The organism is Acetobacter sp. DsW_063, assembly GCF_002153745.1.
GTDB lineage: Bacteria > Pseudomonadota > Alphaproteobacteria > Acetobacterales > Acetobacteraceae > Acetobacter.
Genome location: NZ_JOPL01000145.1, coordinates 1 through 346, shown reverse-complemented (window position 1 = coordinate 346; position 346 = coordinate 1). Strand labels below are relative to the sequence as shown.

Annotated in this window: 1 protein-coding gene; it reads right to left on the bottom strand. The window is 54.9% G+C overall.

The window, feature by feature from the left end; translation table 11 throughout:
- The coding region (locus HK28_RS13360) for a TonB-dependent receptor domain-containing protein (protein ID WP_158093483.1) at positions 1 to 346 on the bottom strand (346 nt) is incomplete at both ends.

Genomic DNA, 346 nt, shown 5'->3' with positions numbered 1-346 from the left:
GAAGATGTTGTTCACGCCGACGGCCAGATGCCAGTTCTTGTTGAAGCGATAGCCAACTTCGATATCGGTGAGCCAGTGAGGGGAATTTTCGAACTTCTGGAACTGATCGACAGAATACTGCAGGGCAGTCGGCGCCCAGTCCTCGTAAGTCATTTGGTTCGTCGTCTGACCATAACGGGTCTGACGGACGTTCAGGTCCCAGTTTCCAATAGTGTAGAACGCATTCAGGATGATCTTGCTGCGCGGATAGGCCGTGGTGATGTAGCCGATGTTCTGCGCGTTCAGAAGCTGCGACCCGGTGGAGCCGATGCCGTTGTGATGCAGGCGCGTGCGGTTGAGATCAAGC